The sequence below is a fragment of the Paenibacillus harenae DSM 16969 genome (assembly GCF_000422465.1).
Classification (GTDB): domain Bacteria; phylum Bacillota; class Bacilli; order Paenibacillales; family Paenibacillaceae; genus Pristimantibacillus; species Pristimantibacillus harenae.
Genome location: NZ_KE383843.1, coordinates 167,697 through 187,180, shown reverse-complemented (window position 1 = coordinate 187,180; position 19,484 = coordinate 167,697). Strand labels below are relative to the sequence as shown.

The following is a 19,484-nucleotide window of genomic DNA, read 5'->3' as shown; positions in this document are numbered from 1 at the left end:
GAAATAAGTGCTTACCTTTGCAGCGTCAAGGATAAGCACTTTTTTATTTTGTTTCTTTGTTCAGAGAAAATACTTTTATTTTCCCATGATATTCTTTACTAATTCGGCAATGATCCTGTATCAAATTCATTAAACAAGTTTATTTTCACAATTTCTGATCTATAGCTGGGACTATTCGATCCCATTAAACAACTTTAATTTTATTGCCGTCGATCATTATCACTCAAGAAATCCTTGATTTTACTGGCCCCTCATTAAAGAACTTTATTTTTGCTCACCAGCAATGCGGGCAAACCAGCCCGTCTTTATGCTTTTGCTCTTGATTTTCATCAATCACTCGGGTAGGAGCTGCCGCACCTTTGGTTTCCGACTGTAAGAAGCGAATAAGCTGCTGCTTGTCCCGATTGTCCAAGCTCTTAGCGAGTCTGATTAGTTCTTTCAAATCCATAGGGTATCAGCTCCGAGCAAATGATTACCCTTATTATAGAACAAATGTTCGTTAACTTCAAATATCAACAATGAAGGTTAACATAGCCTTCCATTAAGCGACGATATATAATTCAACAGAATAGGTGAATTTAATATGTTAAAAAAACGATGAGGGTATATTGATGTTAACCTCTCACTCCCTTGGGGTCATGGAACTGATTCGACGTGATGAAAACTAAACACCGTGATTAAAAATGACTCCCTTTTCGTTTTACAGGAATTCTAAACATTCCTGTTGAGCCTAAGAAATGGGCTTATCTCCGACACCGGGCGCTTCCATGCGATCCACAAGACGTGATGTCGCGCTGGCCTCGATTATCGGGCTTGAATTGAAATCAGCCGTTGATGGATCGGACATATGTCTGTTTTTGCCCGGTGCGGATAATCATGAATCGGGCACGTGTCGAATGGGCGTCGTACGTCCGTAACTGATTTCCACGGACAAGTACATGGCGTAAATGGTTTGTTTGTCGCGGACAACAGCGTCCTACCTTCGATGGGGGCGGTTAACTCCACGCTTTCGACCGTTGCTCTGGCCATTCGTATGTCCGATTATATTACCGGCCGAACGAATACCGATATGACCATCGGCAAACATAAAATATAACCGGAATGAAAAACGTAAGCCCGTATCGCAACCGATAGCGGGCTTTTTGCGATTTGACCTAAGGTTATAAACCTCTTTGTTTCAAATCGTTGATTATGTATTACATTTAATTGTTTGCCTTCATTATCTCGCTCTCGTGTTCTTTATATAATGAGTACATACAAAGAAAAGAGTTACGGGAGGAGAGTACAAATGAACCGACACGGATTTTGGGGGAACGTACGTAAAAACAAAACGCTACTGCTCATGCTGACACCAGCAGTCCTGTTTTTTATATTGTTCGCCTACGTGCCAATGGCCGGTATCGTGCTTGCTTTTAAACAGTTTAATTACGGCGGCGGCATATTGGGAAGCCCTTGGAACGGGCTGGACAATTTCCGGTTTTTTTTCGAATCGGGCAATGCATGGATTGTAACGAGAAATACCGCTCTTTACAATATTGCGTTTATTATCGTGAATAACGTGCTGCAAATCGCCGCGGCGATTCTTTTATTCGAAGCGGTGGGCAAATGGTTCCGCAAGTTATCTCAAACCGTTATGTTTCTGCCATACTTCATTTCATGGGTGGTCGTAGGTGCTATCGCCTATAACCTGTTCAACTACGATGTAGGAACGTTGAACTCCATCCTCGCAGCGATTGGCCTTGAGCGGATTGACATCTACAATACGCCTTCCTACTGGCCTTTCATTCTCGTATTGGTATCTGCCTGGAAGGCGCTCGGCTACGGCTCGGTTATGTACCTAGCGGCGATCACGGGCATTGATACGGAAATGTACGAGGCGGCCGAGATCGACGGTGCGAACGTTTTCCAAAGGATTTTCCATATTACGATTCCAAACCTGTATCCAACGATTATTATTCTGGTACTGCTTGCTGTCGGCAACATCTTTAGAGGCGACTTCGGCATGTTCTACAACATGGTTGGCAATAACGGACTGCTGTTCTCGTCGACTGACGTCATTGACACCTTCGTATTCCGGTCATTGACGACGTCGAATGAAATCGGACTATCGGCCGCCGCGGGCTTTTTTCAATCCGTTCTTGGTTTTGCGACGATCTTGTTGGCAAACTACGCGGTACGTAAATATGACAAAGATCGTGCTTTGTTCTAAAACGGAGGGATGACCATGAGTGCAGTTATGACAACTGAAAAATCAGACAATGCGCCGAAAGGCGCGGATAAAAAGCAAATGGACCGCCTACTGCTTACGTTACTCGGCTATGTGTTTATCTCACTCCTTGCGATTATGTGCATCGTACCTTTTCTATTAATTATTTCCTCCTCGCTTACAGAGGAATCCACAATCGTGGAAAAAGGCTTTCAGCTGTTTCCAACCGCTTTCTCGGTAGAGGCTTACGTGATTTTGTTTAAATATCCTGCGCAGATGCTGAAGGCGTACGGAGTAACGGTCGCGGTAACGGCGCTCGGAACGCTCGCCGGACTATTCTTAACGGCGATGACGGCCTACGTGCTACAGCGCAAGGATTTTATATGGCGCAACAAGTTTTCGTTTTTCTTCTTCTTTACGACGCTGTTCAGCGGGGGGCTCGTGCCTTGGTATTTGATGATTGTTAACTATCTTGATCTAAAGGACAAGCTGATCGTGCTCATTATCCCGATGCTGCTGAACGTGTTCTATATTATCGTCATGAAATCATTCATGAGCAGTATTCCTGAAGCCATTACGGAATCAGCAAAGATCGATGGTGCGGGCGATTTCCGGATTTTTATCCAGCTAATGCTGCCTTTGTCCAAGCCAGCATTAGCTACGATCGGCTTGTTCATCGCCCTAGGTTACTGGAACGATTGGTATCACGCGCTGTTGTTTATCAGCAGCGAAAACTTGATGCCGCTTCAATACTATTTGTACAAAATGCTTGGCAATATGGATGGCATGCGCAAGGCGATGGTAAGTTCCGGAGCGGTCGTTTCGATGAATATCCCGACCGAAAGCTTGAAGATGGCGATGACGATTGTCGCTACCGGTCCGATTCTGCTCGCATACCCGTTCATACAACGGTATTTCGTGCAAGGCTTAACGATTGGCGCTGTGAAAGGATGACCTCAGGGCAACCTGGTTATCATAAAAAATTATATTAAGGGGGAATTACCGGACATGCAGAACAAAAAAATATTCATGCTATTATTCGCCTTGGTGTTCGTATTGGCAACGGTATTAAGCGCTTGCGGCGGCAACAACAACGCGGGCAATAATACCAAAGCAAGCAACGCACCAACTGAAGGAACAACGGAACCGACAACTAATGGCGGAACATCAGAGGAGCTTGTCATTAAGATGCTTCTCCTTGGCGGAAAGCCGATTGACTCTGATACGGTATTTGGAGAGCTGAACAAAAAGTTGAAAACGAAAATCAATGCAACAGTTCAACCAGAATTTTTAGATTGGTCTGATTGGATTCAAAAATACCCATTAAAATTCGCTGCCAACGAGGACTTCGATATCGCTTATACGGCAAACTGGGCGTTCTATAACGACCAAGCGCTTAAAGGCGGCTTCCTTGAGCTGACCGACGAGTTGCTTCAGAAAAATATGCCGCTTACGTGGAAAACGATGCCGTCAGTTGCTTGGGAGCAATCGAAGGTGAACGGCAAGCAGTACATGGTTCCGAATAATAAGCCTGAGGTGATAGACAAAGCGGTTATAATCCGCGAAGACCTACGCAAGAAATACAATCTTGACCCTGTCAACAGCCCTGAATCGTTTGCAAAGTACGTAATAACGATCGCTGCTAACGAAAAAAGCATTAACGCTTACAACGCTAAACCCGGTGACGGATGGAAATGGCATGAGTTGGATCAAATTCTACTTGAACAGAATAATGAGTGGAATCTTGTTGACGCAAACTTCCCGTTTGCATATAAACTGGATGATGTAACAGGCAAAGTATTCAACGTATACGATACGCCGGAGTTTAAAGAGCTTCTGAAATACTACAAAGATCTGGCTGATAACAATGTTTGGTCGAAAAATATAGTTAACAATAAGAATGACATATGGCAGGATATGAAAGCCGGCAAAACGGCATCCTACGCTCACAACCTGGGTACGCTATCCTCGAACCTGGCCGAGATGCGCAGAGAGAAGCCTGAGGTAGAGCTTGCGATTGCGGATCTTACGCCTGACAAAAAGAAAATTGCCGCGATCTCAACGCAAAACGGCTTTGCGATTCACGCAACGTCAAAAAAAGCGGAACGCGCACTGATGGTTATCGATTTGCTGCAAAACGATAAAGAAATTCATGATCTGTTCATGTACGGCATTGCAGGTACACACTATGAAGCGGTAGGCGACGACAAATTCAACGCGACTACAGGTACGGCTAACTTTATGGGCTTCTCTAACTGGGGCGCTAACTCACCTCTGAACCGAAAGGATGCTTCTTACCCTGCTGAAGGGGATGCTATCGAAGCTGCATGGCAGCAGAAGGTTTACAACTTCGATCTGGAAACATTCGTATTCGACGATACGAAAGTGAAAAACGAAGTTGCCAACGTCGGCAATGTCATGATTCGTTATGCCATTCCTCTCGAATACGGTTTAATTAAGGATCTTGATAAAGGTCAAGCGGATCTGATCAAGCAGCTGAAAGCGGCTGGCATCGATAAGCTTCAAACTGAGCTTCAGTCGCAAATCGAAGCTTTTCTTGCGAGCAAGTAAATAAGGGGAAGAGGAGGTGGCTGAAGACTCCTCCTTTTTTTAAGGAGCCCATGGGAAGTGACCAGGAAATTTATTAAAGGGCATAGATGTGTCGTTTTTGGATGAAATCGAGATGATCGGGACAGTAAGGGAAATGTGCAATCGGCTAATACGCTGAAAAAGATGAAGAATCAACGCGATCCGGTTGCGTAACTGCACGATCCTGATGGGAGCGGACAATGCTAATGGCGAAGCGAATCAAAGCGCTGAATATGCATTTTTTGCTTGATTTCCATTACTCGGACATGTGGACGGATCCCGCGGATCAGTGGAGGTCGAAGGCAAGGGAGCTGCATGATCTAGTAATGATAAGGTTTTTAACTATACGTACTTTGTATTGACGAATTTGAAGGAGCAGGACACGCTTCCAGTCATGGTGCAGATCGGCAGCGAAATTAATCTGGGCATGCTTTGGAACGATGGAAAGGTGACCGGAGAATTCGATACGGAGGAGCAGTGGGAGAAGTTTACGACAACGGTAATATCAGGTGACGCGGCCACTAAATTGGTGGATTCGTCCATTCAGATTATCGTCCATATCGACAGAGATTTGAATTAGACGGTAAGCCGCAGCCAGATACACTGCGAGCTTTGACCGACCGCCGTCATGCAGCGAAACACCTCGCGCTGGGAGCTGCGCGGGCGTGCGGCCCCCTATTAAAATGGTATACATAATCTTCTAAGGAGGAATTAATGTGATGAGAGCATGGGTTCAAAAAGGATTAAGCGCTTTACTGGCAATTTTGTTAACGCTTACAACACTTGTGGTTTCTGAGCCGAGAGAGCAGGCTTACGCGGCGGCGCCGTCCGATCCGGACACCTTCATCAAAGGGGTAGACATTTCGACGCTTCAGGCGATTGAAGCGAAGGGAATTAAATATTATGACCTGGTAAATGGCCAAAGGCAAGAGAAGGAGCTGCTAGCCATTCTCAAAGAACACGGCGTCAACTACGTCCGTTTACGCGTGTGGAATAATCCGATGCATTCGGATGGTTTTAACGACGCTGATCATTTGATAACGATGGCTCAGCGGGTGAAGGCGGCCGACATGAAGCTGCTTGTCGATTTTCATTACTCCGATTTCTGGGCCGATCCCGGCCAACAGGCGAAGCCGGAAGCCTGGAAAAACTTAACGTTTCCTGAATTGAAGCAGGCCGTATACGATTATACAGCTGAAGTCATGAACGGTTTGAAAGCGGTTAATGCTTATCCGGACATGGTACAGATCGGTAATGAAATCAATAACGGCATGATGCTTCCTGACGGCTCGACCAGCCAATTTGCGAAATTGGCTGAGCTGTTGAAAGAAGGTGTGAGCGCGGTCCGTGAGACGACTCCGGACGGCCAAACAACGAAAATTATGATTCACTTGGCGGAGGGAGGCGACAACCATAAATTCCGCAATTTCTTCGATCAAGTTGAAGTGCATGAAGTGGACTATGATGTCATTGGCATGTCCTATTATCCTTATTGGCACGGTACGTTCCAGCAGTTGAAGACGAATATGGATGATATGGCTGCCCGTTACGGCAAACAGGTCGTTGTTGCCGAAACGGCTTACCCGCACACACTAGAGGATGTAGACGGACCCGGAAATATTGCCGGTGCGGATCAGGTGAGGATTGCGGGATTTGAAGCTACGCCTGAAAATCAACAGCTGGTTACGGAGCTCGTCATGAATACGGTTGCCCATGTGCAAGACAACAAAGGCCTTGGCATCTTCTATTGGGAGCCTGCATGGCTGGCGGGGGTAGGCTGGAAAACCGGCGAAGGAAACGGCTGGGAAAATCAAGCGATGTTCGATTTTGACGGCAATGCACTAAGTTCTCTTAACGCGTTCAAGTTTACGCCAGACTCCAATGCAGCAAAGCTTCCGGTTATGGTTTATGCTTCACCGGCCATAACCATTGCGAAGGGCGCGATGCCTTCGCTGCCAGCTACAGCAGGCGTGCTGTACAACGAGGGCTCCATTTCGAATACAGCTGTAACTTGGGATGCCATTGCCGAAGGCAAGCTTAATAAACCGGGCAAATTCACGTTGGAAGGTACAGTTACCGGATTAAATCAGAAAGCATCGATTGAAATAACGGTGTTGGCTAATCCTAACCTAGTTCAGAACGAAGGCTTCGAAAGCGGCAACCTGACCCACTGGTCCTTAACGGGAACGGAGAACTCCGGGAAAATTGCGGAAAACGCGGGCAATGCCCATTCCGGCACGTATGCCTTCAATTATTGGAATGGTTCGAATTACACTTATCAATTAACACAAACCGTGACCGGCTTAGAGAACGGAACCTACACGCTTAAAGCCTGGTCTTCGGGCGGCGGCGGCGAAACGAAGCTGAAGCTGTTCGGGGGAACGGCGGGCGGGACGACGCTAAGCACCGATGTCGTCAATACAGGCTACAATGTGTGGAAGCAGTATACCGTGCCGAATATTGTCGTTACGAACGGCCAAGCCAAAATCGGCTTTGACGTCGAGGCGCCTGCGGGAACTTGGGGCTACTTTGATGATATTGAGCTCGTAAAGGAAGAACCTTCATCTGTTCCTGGCTCATTTGCCAAAGGCGCGGATATTAGCTGGCTTCCACAATTGGAGGCTTTAGGGTATAAATTTTATAATGATAATTTGGAAGAGCAAGATCTTCTCCAGATTTTAAAGGATCACGGAATTGATTGCATAAGAATACGGGCTTGGGTTGATCCTTCTGATGATCCTTCCAATGGCCATAGCAGTACAGAAGAAGTAGTTGCTTTATCATCTCGTGTAAGCGCTCTCGGGTTTAGGGTTATGATTGATCTACACTACAGTGATTCTTGGGCTGACCCGGGAAAACAGATAACACCTGCAGCATGGGCCAATGATAATTTAGATCAGTTAAAAGTACATGTATCGGAATATACTTCTGAGGTGATGAATGCTCTAAAAGAAGCAGGCGTAACACCAGAATGGGTACAAATCGGTAATGAAATTAATAATGGAATGATGCATCCGTTGGGGGCATATAGCAATACGTCTAACCTCGTTCAACTGATTCAAGCCGGATCGAGCGCAGCCAAAGCGGTTTTTCCAGACATCAAGGTTATCATCCATAGATCAAGTGGAGCTGAGGCTGGCGTTGATTCGTTTTATGCTGGTCTCGTAGCTGCCGGTCTCCAAGATAGCGATTATGATATCATTGGCTTATCTTATTATCCGGATTCAGTCTTTACATCCTCAATTAATGAATTAAGCGAAAACATGAATAAACTGGCAGAAAAATATAGGAAGGAAGTAATGATAGTTGAAGTCGGGGGGGACGTTGCCAAGGATGCTGATAGCGTTCACAACATGCTTGTAGCTGTGCAAAATAAATTACATGCAGTACCGAACGATTTGGGAACGGGTGTATTTTATTGGGCACCTGAGGGGATTTATTTTGGGTACCCTAATTCGGCATGGGACCCGGACGGTACACCCTCATTAGCATTAGATGCATTTATTGACGGTGCTGTCGAAATAAACCGGCATCCTGTGCAATCTATAGCACTCGATAAGCATACAAATACAATTGAAGTAGGTGCTGCTGGTAAGTTAACGGCTAACATCAATCCTACTAATGCAACCTATAAAGGAGTTACATTTACAAGTTCTAATCCGGAAGTTGTAAAAGTAGATCCTTATAGTGGCATTATTTCTGGACTTTCAGTTGGAACTGCAACCATATCAGTAGTGACATATGATGGCGGCTATACAGACTCTTCTGAAGTTATCGTAGTGCCTAGTTCCAGTTTGATTCAGAACTCTGGTTTTGAGAAAGGTTTGGATTCGTGGACCATTACAGGGGATACAAGCGCGGTTAGTACAGATATTGACGTGCACTCCGGCACATTGGCATTACACTATTGGAGTGCGAATCCTGCGGAATTCACTGCTTCTCAAACCATCACGGGGCTGGAGAATGGAAAATATACATTATCGGCTTGGGTCTCCGGTGGAGGCGGCGAAGAAGTTTCGGAGATTTTTGCCGGCAGTACAACTCAAAGCTTTACCAATACAGGCTGGAGAGAATGGAGCAAGCCAACACTAGATAATATTGAAGTTACGGATGGAACGCTAACCGTAGGTGCCCATTATAAACTTTCCGGTGGGCAATGGGGAAACATTGACGATTTTGTTCTGGTTAAAACCAGTGACGCCCCAGGGACGCAAGATCCCCCAGCTAGCGGAGATAACGGCAATAATGCTTCTGGTAGCGGTACCGGGGAAATTAATACTCTTATCACTGGCAACACTACGTTCTATAGCGTTATGATCAAGACAACAACGGATATGGCAACAGATGTAACCACTGCCAAGCTTGAATCAAGCGTGATCACCGACCTGGTCCAAAAGGCCAAAGAATCTGAAGCCGCCGGACAAAAAGTAGTGATCGATATCAAGATTGATACTGCAGCAGATGAAAAGTCGGTTAATATAGTAATTCCGAAGGAAGGTCTCAAACCGTTAGTAGACACGACTAAAGCTGATCTAAGAGTGGATGCAGGCATTGCTGCGATCACCTTTGATCCAAAAGCAGTAGCTGCCATTGGGAGTGCAGCAGCGGATAACATGATAAGCATCAAGAAGCTTGCTAAATCCGACTTGCCAGAAAATGTTCAGAACAAAATAGGAGACAGATCGGTGTTTGATTTCTCTGTAAAGGCAGGTAATGCTGAAATTACAGAATTCAACGGAGGAACGGTAAAGATTAGCGTGCCTTATACTCCAATGACGAGTGAAAAGAAGAATGCCATTGTTGTATACTACATTGACAAATCAGGAAACCTCAAACCGGTTAGGGGAGGTTATGATGCAGCAACAGGAAAGGTTAACTTTCAGACAACCCATTTCTCAAATTATGCCGTGGGATATAACGAAGTGAAATTCAATGATGTTACCTCGAAAAACTGGTATAGCGATGCCGTTGGCTATTTGGCGGCAAGAGAAATTGCGAATGGCGTTGGCGGCAGTACATTTGCACCTGAGAAAAATGTGACGCGGGCTGACTTTCTGATGATGGTCATGGATGCTTATGGGATCGAGACAGATGCTGCAATAAACGATAATTTCTCGGATGCAGGGAATAAGTACTATACCGAGTACCTGGGCACTGCGCGAAAATTAGGGTTGGTTTCTGGTGTGGGCGGCAATAAATTTATGCCGGAAGCAACCATAAGCCGACAAGATATGTCTGTTATTCTTTTCAACATTCTGAAGCAGCTGGATGAGCTTCCATCCGGTAAAAATGGTAAGAGCTATGAAAGATTTGTTGACACAGCTGCTGTAGCAGGCTATGCAAAAGATGCGATGAAGTTATTAGTGGAAGCGGGAATGATCGATGGAAATGGAAATGAACTGGATCCCAAGGCCACTGCTACCCGAGCACAAGTTGCACAGATAGTATACAATTGTATTAAATAACGATATGTAAAATTCATCCAGCACACCAGGCTGGGTATAGCCCACTGTCAACAAACCGTTCAATAGATAAATTGCGAATAACCCTTTCCGGTAAGGAAAGGGTTATTCATTCATTTATTACGGAATTCCTTGGACGTGCAGCCATAATGCTTCTTGAAGATTTTAATGAAATGCGGCGGAGTCAGAATGCCTAACTGACTGCTGATCTCGATTATCTTAAAGTCCGTAATTGCAGTGGCGCGTTCCAACCGGATCCAAAACAAATAATCATCGAACGTCTCGCTTGTCACAATTTTATAAACTTTGGACAGATTCACGGGGTGCAAACCGATGTAGTCGGTAACAGTCTTCATGGAGATACCTTCCGTAAGATGCTCCTGAATAATCGTCCGGACTTTCGAAGTGATCAACTGATGGGTCTGTACTGGCAGGCTTCAATGATGTTAGTCACTTCGTCGCCACCTACCGTAAGAAAGAGGGGATTACACCGGCTAAGTACAGAGAGCTGCATATTTCCTCTCAAGCCGGTGATTAAATAGCACAGATAGAGGAAGGAAAGCCTTATTTTTGTAATTGTTATTACGTTTTGCATGAGCAACTGTTTATAACGGCATCACTTTTAATCGGATAAACACGTACTAGGATAACCGAGTTCAAGGACAGGTCAAATGAGATGCTGAGACTATGGCAAAGCAGGTTTATTTTCATGTGACTAAAGCATAAAATGACCGCGAGAAGGAAGTTGTAATCGGTCGCTTCGGGCTGGAGCACGGCGGAGATGAGCGGACTCCAAGGGAAATTGCGAAGGAGCTCGGGATTTCGCGGAGTTATGTTTCAAGGATAGAGAAAAGGGCGCTCATGAAGCTGTATCATGAGTTTTATAAGGCGAAGCGTTGATTCTATGTGATTATTATCGCAGGTAGGCTCCCTTAATCAGGAGTCCTGCCCACCAAAAATACTGCAGACGTAGAACTGCTCGTTTTTTCGAGCAATTACATCGCTTTATGGAATGCCGAAGAATCCTCTAGCGTCTTGACCCATGCTGAAAATACGGCAGGAGGTTTCAATTTTAAGCTGCCATGCATTTTTCGGTTATTGTAGAAATCCATGTACTGTTCGAGCGATTCATAGGCTTCCTCAAACGTCTTAAAGTCCCTCTTCCTGAACAGATCGCGCTCCAACAGACTGTGGAAGGACTCAATATAAGCATTCTTATTAAGTGTTCTTGGAGGTATGCGTTCGTGGGTAATATCTAGGCTCTCGCACATGTCTCCAAATAGTTTGCTGACGAATTGAGGGCCGTTATCCGTGCGAATAGTGGGCATCTCATCACCTGGTCTTATCCGGTGTGTACGGTAAGATAAAAGTACCCAAAAATTTCGCGTGACCGAAAATGATGTTCTGTTCAAAAATTGTTTGTAGATCTGCTCTGAAGACAGATAGAAATAGACGCCGAGCGGAAGCACGATTAGCATGAGGAAGGAAAGGATCAGTTTATGTCTAAGCTTGAGATCGGAGAAAAATCGGAAATTCTAGGCCGTCTTAAACCTCATCCTCCGAGTCCCTCCCTGTATTCGGATGGATTGCTTCCGGTAATCTTGCGGAAGCACTTCGCGAAGTAATCTCCGTTGTTATATCCTACGCTCAGCGATACATCGGCCACTTTGCGCGAGGGATCGCACAGAAGCTCCTTGGTTTTATCAATCCGGTAAGCCGTAATATAATGGTTGATCGTTTGACCCGTTTCCTGCTTGAAGCGGTTGCAAAGATATGAAGTCGTAAGCAGCATGTGGGCGCTGATTTGACCGATGGACAGATGTACGTCCGCGTAATGATCATGCACGAATTGAAGGATGCCGTTAACAATGCCGCTATAAGGGGATTGTTCCGTAAGCAGCGACGCGTAGCGTTCCACCTTCATGACGAGGAAATCTCTCAGCTCGCTCAAGGTGTCGAATTCGTTCACCATGTTCCATAAGAAGCCCGAACTATCGGCATTGTCGAACAAACGGATGCCCCGATCCCCCGACGCCCGAACCAGTGCAATCAGGAGTTGGAAATAGATTTCTTTCACACTGTTGACCATAGTGTTCTTATGCTGCTTGATATCGAAGGTGAGGCTGGAGATGAGCCGAAGCGATTGCCCGATTTCTTGCTTGGACAGATGCTCCCCGAACATGGTCGCTATGGGTATTGAAGGAGTACGCGGGTGTCTGGTTTTCGTTATACCCGTATACGGAATAACCGTTAAAGAACATATGCTGCAAGGCAATGACGGCAGTGCGGTAGGACTCCTCCGCACCGGCCAACCCTGTGACGAGCTTGCCTGACGCGACGAATACCGCGTTCTTGTCGGGCAGGATGTCCAATAAATTCGAGGCGAATCGATCAGAGGCATCCCGCAAGTCGTCCAGATTGCCGGATGTGACGTACAGGTGGACGATGATATGAGTCTCGTCCTTCACGGCGGCAAAGCCTGACGTATTGGACTCCGTCAGCAAACCGGCCGTCAAACCATAGATGTAATCCGCTGTCAATTCCATTCGTTCTGGCCGAATGCCGAGTGCTCCAAAGTACACGAGTTATTAAGCTCCCTCGAAATAACTCAATTTCCTCACGCAGACTCATGAATTCTCAGGATTTCATCCTGAAGTATTCCTGATGAATGGCTAAAAACAGTGCGACATACGATCTAGTCAAAGTATTTCAACAAGTAGCTTAGATAAAGGAAATGACGTAACCATGACCTGCCTCGCTTGCTTAATACGTTTAATTAACGGTGCTATAAAAGAACCGACCTGAAAGTTTATTAATAATTTGCCAAAAGTTCTTTAAAAAGAGCACTCTCTTCTAAAGAAACCTACATTTCAATCAACTATATAGTGAAATATAATAGACATGAATTTTAGAGATATCTAATAGAAAGCAGGTTCGGAATTGATAAACCAATCAAAACGAAACGTGGATAAATGATGTAATTGAAAAGATTAGAAAGAAAATGCGGATGGAATAAACTGGTGGATAAATAGTTTCTGGGACGGCATGTTGTGGCTGATGTATCACGAGACAAAACAAAGCTTTTCGATGACTACATGTAGAAGCTTTTGCTAAGTTGAATGGTCGGCAACTTCGAATTTTTTAGAACAAACTTAACGACAGAAAAAAGATTTTTATGCCCTAAAAAGAACATATTGATATAGGAGGAATAGAAATGGACAGAACGATGACCATTAAAAATCCAGTACTTCCTGGATGTAATCCTGATCCGTACATGGTGAGGGTTGGAGACGATTACTATATTGCGACCTCCACATTTGAGTGGTTTCCAGGAGTGGCCATTTACCATTCCCGCGATATGGTACAGTGGAGACTGTTAACCTATCCGCTTTCTAGTACTAAACAGCTGAATCTAGTGGGCGTTCCGAGCTCTGGAGGTATATGGGCGCCGAATCTTACTTATCACGAAGGTACATTCTATTTGCTATATACGAACGTGGTTGGTCGTAAAGGTGTTTTCAAGGACTTGCACAACTATCTAATCACGGCTAAGGACATTTGTGGACCATGGTCTGATCCGGTGTATTTGAACGCCAAGGGCTTCGATCCGGCCTTGTTCCATGACGATGACGGCCGCAAATGGCTGATGCAGATGCGTTGGAATTTCAGAATGGGACACCAGCGTTTCGACGGTATTATTATTCAGGAATACGATAATAAAGAGGGAAAACTTATCGGGCATGAGCATGTAATTTATAAAGGTACAGAAATTGGCGTCACCGAAGGACCCTGTATGTTTAAAAAGGACGGATGGTATTACTTAATTACAGCAGAAGGTGGCACTGGTCGCAATCACGCCGTGAGTGTTGCGCGTGCTCGAAGCCTTGAGGGGCCGTTCGAAACGATGCCTGGAAATCCGCTAATGACGACGGCGCATAACTCCGAACATGCTATTCAAAATGCGGGTCATGCCGCATTCGTTCAAACACAAAATGGAGAATGGTACATTTCCCATTTAGCAGTACGAGAACTTCCTGACGGAAGACGCCTTAACCCACTAGGACGTGAAACATTCATCCAGAAGATTATCTGGACAGAAGACGGTTGGCCAAGACTTGCAAGTGGCGGCAAGCTGCCTTCGATAGAAGTGGAGACACCGCGTCTTAAACTACATCCGTTTCCGAAATCGGCTGAGCAGAGTGATTTCGAAACTGATACGCTTGATATTCACTACAGTACACTGCGAACGCCTGCAGAGGAAAGTTGGCTATCTTTAAGGGAGCGACCAAGTTATCTTCGCATGCGGGGACGGGAATCACTACATTCTTGGCATAAACAGAGTATGGTGGCACGGCGCGTACAGCATTTTTATTGCAAAGCGGAAACTTGTGTTGAATTTGAGCCAGTGTCCTTCATGCAAATGGCTGGGCTAGTCTTATACTACGACGAACAAGATTACTATTATCTGCGAATCAGCCATGATGAGAACTTGGGCAAGCACATTGGGGTAATAAGAAGCATTTCAGGGAAGTACGAAGAGCTCGTTAACAGCTTTGTTATCGTAGAAGGCTGGGATCGTTGCTACCTTCGGGCGGAGATTAACTGTGCTGAGTTACAATTTTCCATTTCTAACGACGGGTCCAACTGGTCGAATCTTGGCCCTGTTCTCGACTTTGGCACTTTGTCCGACGAATACGGAGGAAAACTCGGATTTACTGGCGCTTTCGTCGGCATGTGTGTACAGGATGTCAGTGGTGGAGAGCAGTACGCTGATTTTGATTATTTTATTTATAGGGAGAACAAATGATGGTTAGGCTGTCAGTCCTGTCGGGTTTTGTCAATGTTGATGAAGAAACAAAGCTTTATTATGAAACAGCAGGGGCAGGGCAGTCCGTCGTATTGGTGCACGCACATTCCGTTGATCGCAGAATGTGGGACGCTCAATTTGCCCATCTGGCATCCAGTTATCATGTCGTCCGATACGATATGAGAGGGTACGGTCTTTCAAGTATGCCACGAGCTGACAGGAATTATTTACATGCCGAGGATCTGTACAAGCTAATAGTCCATTTGGGTATTACTCAGGCACATATCGTGGGACTGTCGTTAGGATCTTTTGTGGCACTTGATTTTATGCATCTGTATTCGGAAAATACGCTCTCAGTCGCTGTTGCAGCAGGAGCAATATATGCAGATGAAAGTGTAGAGGAAGATCAGGAAACGATGCAAGATCATAATATTATCGATATTACTTCGACTCAATCGGCTCCAGAGCGGCAGCACCCCGATATTCTTAAAAGGGTTGACGAGTGGTTCGAAAGCCTAATGGACTCCTCGGGTGCTTTCAAAGATGCTATCCATGAACCACTCTGGTGCATGATTAACGATTGGTCAGCATGGACGTTTAGATATAAAGAGCCTAAGTGTCTGCTTGGACATGCTCTGACTCATGGTTTACGTAAACAGTACCCTTGTCTTCCGATACTCGTCATCATTGGAAGTAACGATGCGGAAGGTAGCATCAGTTCCTCGGAGAAGCTATTATCCTTAGTTCCTTCTGCCCGAAGAGCGGAAATTCCAAATGTCGGCCATTTTTCAAACATGGAACGACCAAACGAGTTTAATTATGAATTGGAGAAATTTTATATGGACGTAACAGGACTTAAACGTAGATAAAACATTTATGCTTATAAATAATTATTGGAAAAAAGAAGGTGGCGTAATTGAACAATCCTGAGAACAAAATTGATATCCTGCAATGGGAAATAAAGCACGATAACTCAGATTTATTTAGAGATGGTATTCTTCTTAATCCTCGTGACAATATAACATTACAATTTCCAGGAGTAGTTAAACCGAATAATTGGTATATCCGTGGATTTGAGGAAAAGAATGACTTCAGCGTCGATCTAAGGGATTGGCGTTGTTTGGAGATGGAAGTGGATTTGCCGGCGGAGGGATTGTTTGAACTTAGGGCCGAGGTTGGTTTATTGCTGAATAAAAGCCCAATGCCAGAGGAAGTGGAGTATACTTCGGCAACCTGTCTCGTTTCCGGATGTGGGAGAAAATCTATCACTTTTTTGTTAGAACAATTTGATGATAATAAATCGTTGTCGGGCAAATGGAAATTTGTTCGGAGTATTCGTCTTTCAGGACAATGGAAGAACGGATCAAAAGAATCCATTCCCTTGCTGCGATTACAATTCAAGCGGAGGAAAACTGTTCATATCAGCGCTCCTGTTCTTTCTAAAGCTGTCCATGCCGGTGAGTTGGCATGTTATGAAGTTGCGGTAAGTAACTGTACCAATGACAGTCAGCCTGTAAATTTGATCTGCAGGAAGTATGGGTGGGAGACAATGTCTATCGACTTGGATCCACCTGTATTTGATTTAGAGGCTGGAGAAACCAAATTTGTTCAAGTTAATGTTCAGGTTCCGGAGAAAATTGCCCCCGGTGGACAAGAGCGACAGATGATTATAGCGATTGCAGGGGGGCAGGGGGATGCCTCTGATGAACTGGAGTTGGTTACACTATGCGCATTGCGTCATCCTTATGTGAAGCTGACGGAATCCGGTTGGGAGGAGGTTCGAAGTAAGGTCTGCGACTACGATTGGGCCAACGAACTGCTCAAGATGTACGAACGTCGTGCAGACAACTGGTCAGTTCCGGAACTGCATGAAGGTACCTATTTATTTTTGACTCATCACTCTCATGAAGCGGAGAATGCTGCCATCGTTTGGAAGGTGACTGGTAGACGAGATGTGGCAGAGAAGGCGTCACTCTTCCTCAAGCGGCTTTGTGATCCAGAGCATGGATATCCGGCAACAAGAAGAGCGAGCCATCAGGAGCTTGTTCATGAAGGCGAATTATTCAAGCACGCAGCTGTCGTTTATGATCTCCTCTACGATTCAGATCTTCTATCGGAACAGGATCACGTCGCTGTGCAGCATACCTTCCGATTATTTATTGAACTTATAGATTGGGCTCTGTGTATCGGAAATCTGTCAAATTGGTCGCTTGCTGAAATGATCGGCGCGTTATATTGTAGTCAAACTTTACAAGACTATGAGCGTATGACTCGCTTTCTTTACGGAACAGGAGGTTTCACAGATCACCTGTCCAAGGGAACCCTTGACGACGGGTGGTGGTACGAATGTTCGGTGGGCTATAACCTTATGGCTGCGGGACTATTTTCTGAGATTACGCAAAGCTGCAGACCTTGGGGCATCAATCTGGCTGACATCTGGGTGCCAGCTCACTATTACGAACAGGTCACTCCAGGCGGTAAACCCCAGACGGACGGGTTATGTCTCGATATTTGGGGTCCAAGCCGAAACAACTATCGTTCAATCACGCAGCTATGGGACAACCTGCTCCCGTTTGCCGATTATCGCGGCGTTCTGTTTGGGATTAATGATTCCGCTGAGTCTAAAATGCCTGGTATATCTCCCAGAGGATATATGGACGCGCGGTACGATTTAGCTTACTACCTGTTTCGTAAGCCAGAGTATGCCGATATTCTCTTGACCTGTGATCTTACAGATCGTGATTTGCTGTATGCAGTTCCAGATCTAATTCCGAGCGAATCAAAACCGTATTTATCCTCTGCTTATGCGGATAATGCAGGCGTAGCCGTTCTACGTTCACAAACAGAAGGAAGAACTCCACGTGAACAAATTCAAGCAGTTGTAAAATACGGCTCGCATGGAGGGGCACATGGCCACTACGACCGGGCTAGTTTGCTGTCTATCATGCGTTATGGAAAAAGCTTTTATAACCCAGAAAGTATCTGGTACAACTACCATACGTTTATGTACAAGTTTTATGTACAAAATTCTATCACTCATAATATGGTGATTGTAGATCAGAAGCTTCAGGAACCGGCACCTGGGAGTAGAATTTTGTTTCATAGCGGATCTTTATTCCAAGCCTGTGCGGTGGAAAATAAAGCACGTTGGTCCCACCCTCCGTATGGTGGCTGGAGAGTAAACGGAGACAAAACCTTTGCTGAGCGAAGCTGGAATGAAGGCAGATATGTACCAATTCCGAAGCAGAGACCAGAGTACTCGCAGCGTACAGATTTTACAGAGCCGATTTTGCAACGCCGCATGATAGTTGTTACAGACGATTATGTGGTCATGTTCGATTATATTTGTGGGGGAGAGGCTCATGTTTACGACTGTTTGTTCCACTGCAAGGGACTGCTTCAGTTGGAAGCACAAGAAAAGAACCATAAGGGGCATACTGAACAGTTTAACCCGGACCCTCTCGGTAGCGCCCAATTTATTACCGATTGTGAGTGGTACGGCATGTCCGGCACGGTTAAAGCACATTTCGAAATGGGCTTCGGAGATAGGTATGATAATAAAGCGAATCGTACGGAATTCAATGAGGATGGTCCGCTTAATATTGATCACTATACAGTCTGGCCGCCGCAGGTAGAAATGATCGTTGGATCCGACCCGGAATATTTTGTCGTGGAGAAGAAACTTTATTATTCTGTTATAGCCGATAGTAGGACCCTCGCCAACGGAAAGTTTGGATCTTGGATACTGGGAAGAGACGATCTAGATCTATCGGTGAAAGGTGTTCAAACATTGGAGCTGAGGGTAAGGACCGAAGCGGTGGAAGGCGAGCATGGTTTTCCGATAAAGTCGGAGAAGACGATTTTTTGGGGAGACCCTTATTTCGTCATGGAGAACGGAGAGATTTGTTATTTAGCTGATTTGCCTTTTGAATATAAGAACGTAGATCCTGGCTATGGCATCGGGCTCGATTATTTCGGCGGTCCTGTAAAGCTTGCGGGCAAGCAGTTAAACCGATCAATACCGTCCGAGCCTTTGAGAATGGATCAGGAAGGCATCATTACCATAGATTTGAGAGATTTAAAAGCTACCCGTTTTGTCGCATCCATCGGGGGCGACTACCCTTTAGGTGACGAAACGTATCGCAGAAAAATGTTAAGCGCCCGAGTTGTAGGGAAAAGCGCACGATTTATCTCTGTCATTGAACCCTACGAACATGCTGCAAAAATTAAATGGGTAGGGGCTTCTTCTGGTGATGTATTGAAGGTCGAATTAGTAGACGGAAGAGTACAAATCATTAAACTCACTGGCTTCGAAGGAGATAGCGAAGGCATGTCCATTCAGGTCCAAGAACTCGATGCCAAAGGGGAAATACTTCAGCAAGACACAGCATGCGGAGGTCTGAAATAGACTTCATTCTAT

At 45.3% G+C, this 19,484-nt stretch carries 13 protein-coding genes and 3 pseudogenes; 11 read left to right on the top strand and 5 right to left on the bottom strand.

Features of this window, described 5'->3' with window-relative positions; all coding sequences use genetic code 11:
• Positions 1-280: 280 nt before the first annotated feature.
• Positions 281-448 (bottom strand): annotated as a pseudogene (locus H581_RS38015) (IS1595 family transposase); the annotation flags it as partial.
• A gap of 441 nt (positions 449-889) precedes the next feature.
• Between H581_RS38015 and H581_RS37320 the strand changes: the two are divergent.
• The 7 genes and pseudogenes from H581_RS37320 (at position 890) to H581_RS36605 (ending at position 10,260) form a co-directional block, all read left to right on the top strand.
• On the top strand, positions 890-1,096 hold the full coding sequence (locus tag H581_RS37320) for a GMC oxidoreductase (protein WP_425414626.1): 207 nt from the start codon (positions 890-892) through the stop codon (positions 1,094-1,096).
• 192 nt (positions 1,097-1,288) lie between these two features.
• Positions 1,289-2,209, top strand: a complete 921-nt coding sequence (locus H581_RS0120320; protein ID WP_028611620.1) for an ABC transporter permease — start codon at positions 1,289-1,291, stop codon at positions 2,207-2,209.
• Between the two features lie 15 nt (positions 2,210-2,224).
• Complete coding sequence (locus H581_RS0120315; protein ID WP_425414625.1) at positions 2,225-3,160, top strand: carbohydrate ABC transporter permease; 936 nt, start codon at positions 2,225-2,227, stop codon at positions 3,158-3,160.
• Positions 3,161-3,214: 54 nt separating this feature from the next.
• A complete protein-coding gene (locus tag H581_RS0120310) occupies positions 3,215-4,777 on the top strand; it encodes an ABC transporter substrate-binding protein (protein ID WP_028611618.1) in 1,563 nt (520 codons plus the stop codon).
• A 218-nt stretch (positions 4,778-4,995) separates the two neighbouring features.
• The gene (locus tag H581_RS39705; RefSeq protein ID WP_084134684.1) at positions 4,996-5,157 is read left to right on the top strand and encodes a glycosyl hydrolase 53 family protein; all 162 of its coding nucleotides are present in this window, start codon (positions 4,996-4,998) and stop codon (positions 5,155-5,157) included.
• Positions 5,133-5,375, top strand: a pseudogene (locus tag H581_RS39010) (glycosyl hydrolase 53 family protein); the annotation flags it as partial. The gene H581_RS39705 and the pseudogene H581_RS39010, both read left to right, overlap by 25 nt.
• A gap of 139 nt (positions 5,376-5,514) precedes the next feature.
• Positions 5,515-10,260, top strand: a complete 4,746-nt coding sequence (locus tag H581_RS36605) for a glycosyl hydrolase 53 family protein (protein ID WP_051251125.1) — start codon at positions 5,515-5,517, stop codon at positions 10,258-10,260.
• Between the two features lie 110 nt (positions 10,261-10,370).
• Here the strand turns inward: H581_RS36605 and H581_RS0120290 are convergent, their stop codons facing one another.
• A complete protein-coding gene (locus H581_RS0120290; RefSeq protein WP_036719495.1) occupies positions 10,371-10,613 on the bottom strand; it encodes a helix-turn-helix transcriptional regulator in 243 nt (80 codons plus the stop codon).
• Between the two features lie 370 nt (positions 10,614-10,983).
• Between H581_RS0120290 and H581_RS37310 the strand changes: the two are divergent.
• Positions 10,984-11,157 (top strand): annotated as a pseudogene (locus tag H581_RS37310) (sigma factor-like helix-turn-helix DNA-binding protein); the annotation flags it as partial.
• A 95-nt stretch (positions 11,158-11,252) separates the two neighbouring features.
• Here H581_RS37310 and H581_RS34740 read toward each other — a convergent pair.
• The 3 genes from H581_RS34740 to H581_RS38465 all read right to left on the bottom strand — a co-directional run bounded on the left by H581_RS34740 (position 11,253) and on the right by H581_RS38465 (position 12,839).
• Positions 11,253-11,528: an integrase core domain-containing protein gene (locus H581_RS34740; protein ID WP_425414639.1), complete on the bottom strand. Its 276-nt coding sequence runs from the start codon at positions 11,526-11,528 to the stop codon at positions 11,253-11,255.
• A gap of 281 nt (positions 11,529-11,809) precedes the next feature.
• Positions 11,810-12,346, bottom strand: a complete 537-nt coding sequence (locus H581_RS38470; RefSeq protein WP_028611615.1) for a helix-turn-helix domain-containing protein — start codon at positions 12,344-12,346, stop codon at positions 11,810-11,812.
• 7 nt (positions 12,347-12,353) lie between these two features.
• Positions 12,354-12,839 carry a hypothetical protein gene (locus H581_RS38465; protein ID WP_169507529.1) on the bottom strand — a complete coding sequence of 162 codons (486 nt, stop codon included), beginning with the start codon at positions 12,837-12,839 and terminating at the stop codon, positions 12,354-12,356.
• 632 nt (positions 12,840-13,471) lie between these two features.
• Here H581_RS38465 and H581_RS0120270 point away from each other — a divergent pair.
• Genes H581_RS0120270 through H581_RS0120260 form a run of 3 tightly spaced genes read left to right on the top strand, consistent with a single transcriptional unit; the run spans position 13,472 to position 19,472 of the window.
• Entirely contained in the window at positions 13,472-15,064 is a 1,593-nt protein-coding gene (locus H581_RS0120270) for a glycoside hydrolase family 43 protein (protein ID WP_245600102.1), read from the top strand.
• Positions 15,061-15,933 carry an alpha/beta fold hydrolase gene (locus H581_RS34735; protein WP_084134680.1) on the top strand — a complete coding sequence of 291 codons (873 nt, stop codon included), beginning with the start codon at positions 15,061-15,063 and terminating at the stop codon, positions 15,931-15,933. The genes H581_RS0120270 and H581_RS34735 overlap by 4 nt, the downstream gene beginning before the upstream one ends.
• 47 nt (positions 15,934-15,980) lie before the next feature.
• Positions 15,981-19,472 carry a hypothetical protein gene (locus tag H581_RS0120260; protein WP_028611612.1) on the top strand — a complete coding sequence of 1,164 codons (3,492 nt, stop codon included), beginning with the start codon at positions 15,981-15,983 and terminating at the stop codon, positions 19,470-19,472.
• The last annotated feature ends 12 nt before the right edge of the window (positions 19,473-19,484 follow it).

Excerpts from the sequence above, each read along its gene's own strand:
- H581_RS0120320 (WP_028611620.1), top strand. The coding sequence starts at position 1,289 with ATGAACCGACACGGATTTTGGGGGAACGTACGTAAAAACAAAACGCTA.
- H581_RS0120315 (WP_425414625.1), top strand. The coding sequence starts at position 2,225 with ATGAGTGCAGTTATGACAACTGAAAAATCAGACAATGCGCCGAAAGGC.
- H581_RS0120310 (WP_028611618.1), top strand. The coding sequence starts at position 3,215 with ATGCAGAACAAAAAAATATTCATGCTATTATTCGCCTTGGTGTTCGTA.
- H581_RS39705 (WP_084134684.1), top strand. The coding sequence starts at position 4,996 with ATGCTAATGGCGAAGCGAATCAAAGCGCTGAATATGCATTTTTTGCTT.
- H581_RS36605 (WP_051251125.1), top strand. The coding sequence starts at position 5,515 with ATGAGAGCATGGGTTCAAAAAGGATTAAGCGCTTTACTGGCAATTTTG.
- H581_RS0120290 (WP_036719495.1), bottom strand. The coding sequence starts at position 10,613 with ATGAAGACTGTTACCGACTACATCGGTTTGCACCCCGTGAATCTGTCC.
- H581_RS34740 (WP_425414639.1), bottom strand. The coding sequence starts at position 11,528 with ATGTGCGAGAGCCTAGATATTACCCACGAACGCATACCTCCAAGAACA.
- H581_RS38470 (WP_028611615.1), bottom strand. The coding sequence starts at position 12,346 with ATGGTCAACAGTGTGAAAGAAATCTATTTCCAACTCCTGATTGCACTG.
- H581_RS0120270 (WP_245600102.1), top strand. The coding sequence starts at position 13,472 with ATGGACAGAACGATGACCATTAAAAATCCAGTACTTCCTGGATGTAAT.
- H581_RS34735 (WP_084134680.1), top strand. The coding sequence starts at position 15,061 with ATGATGGTTAGGCTGTCAGTCCTGTCGGGTTTTGTCAATGTTGATGAA.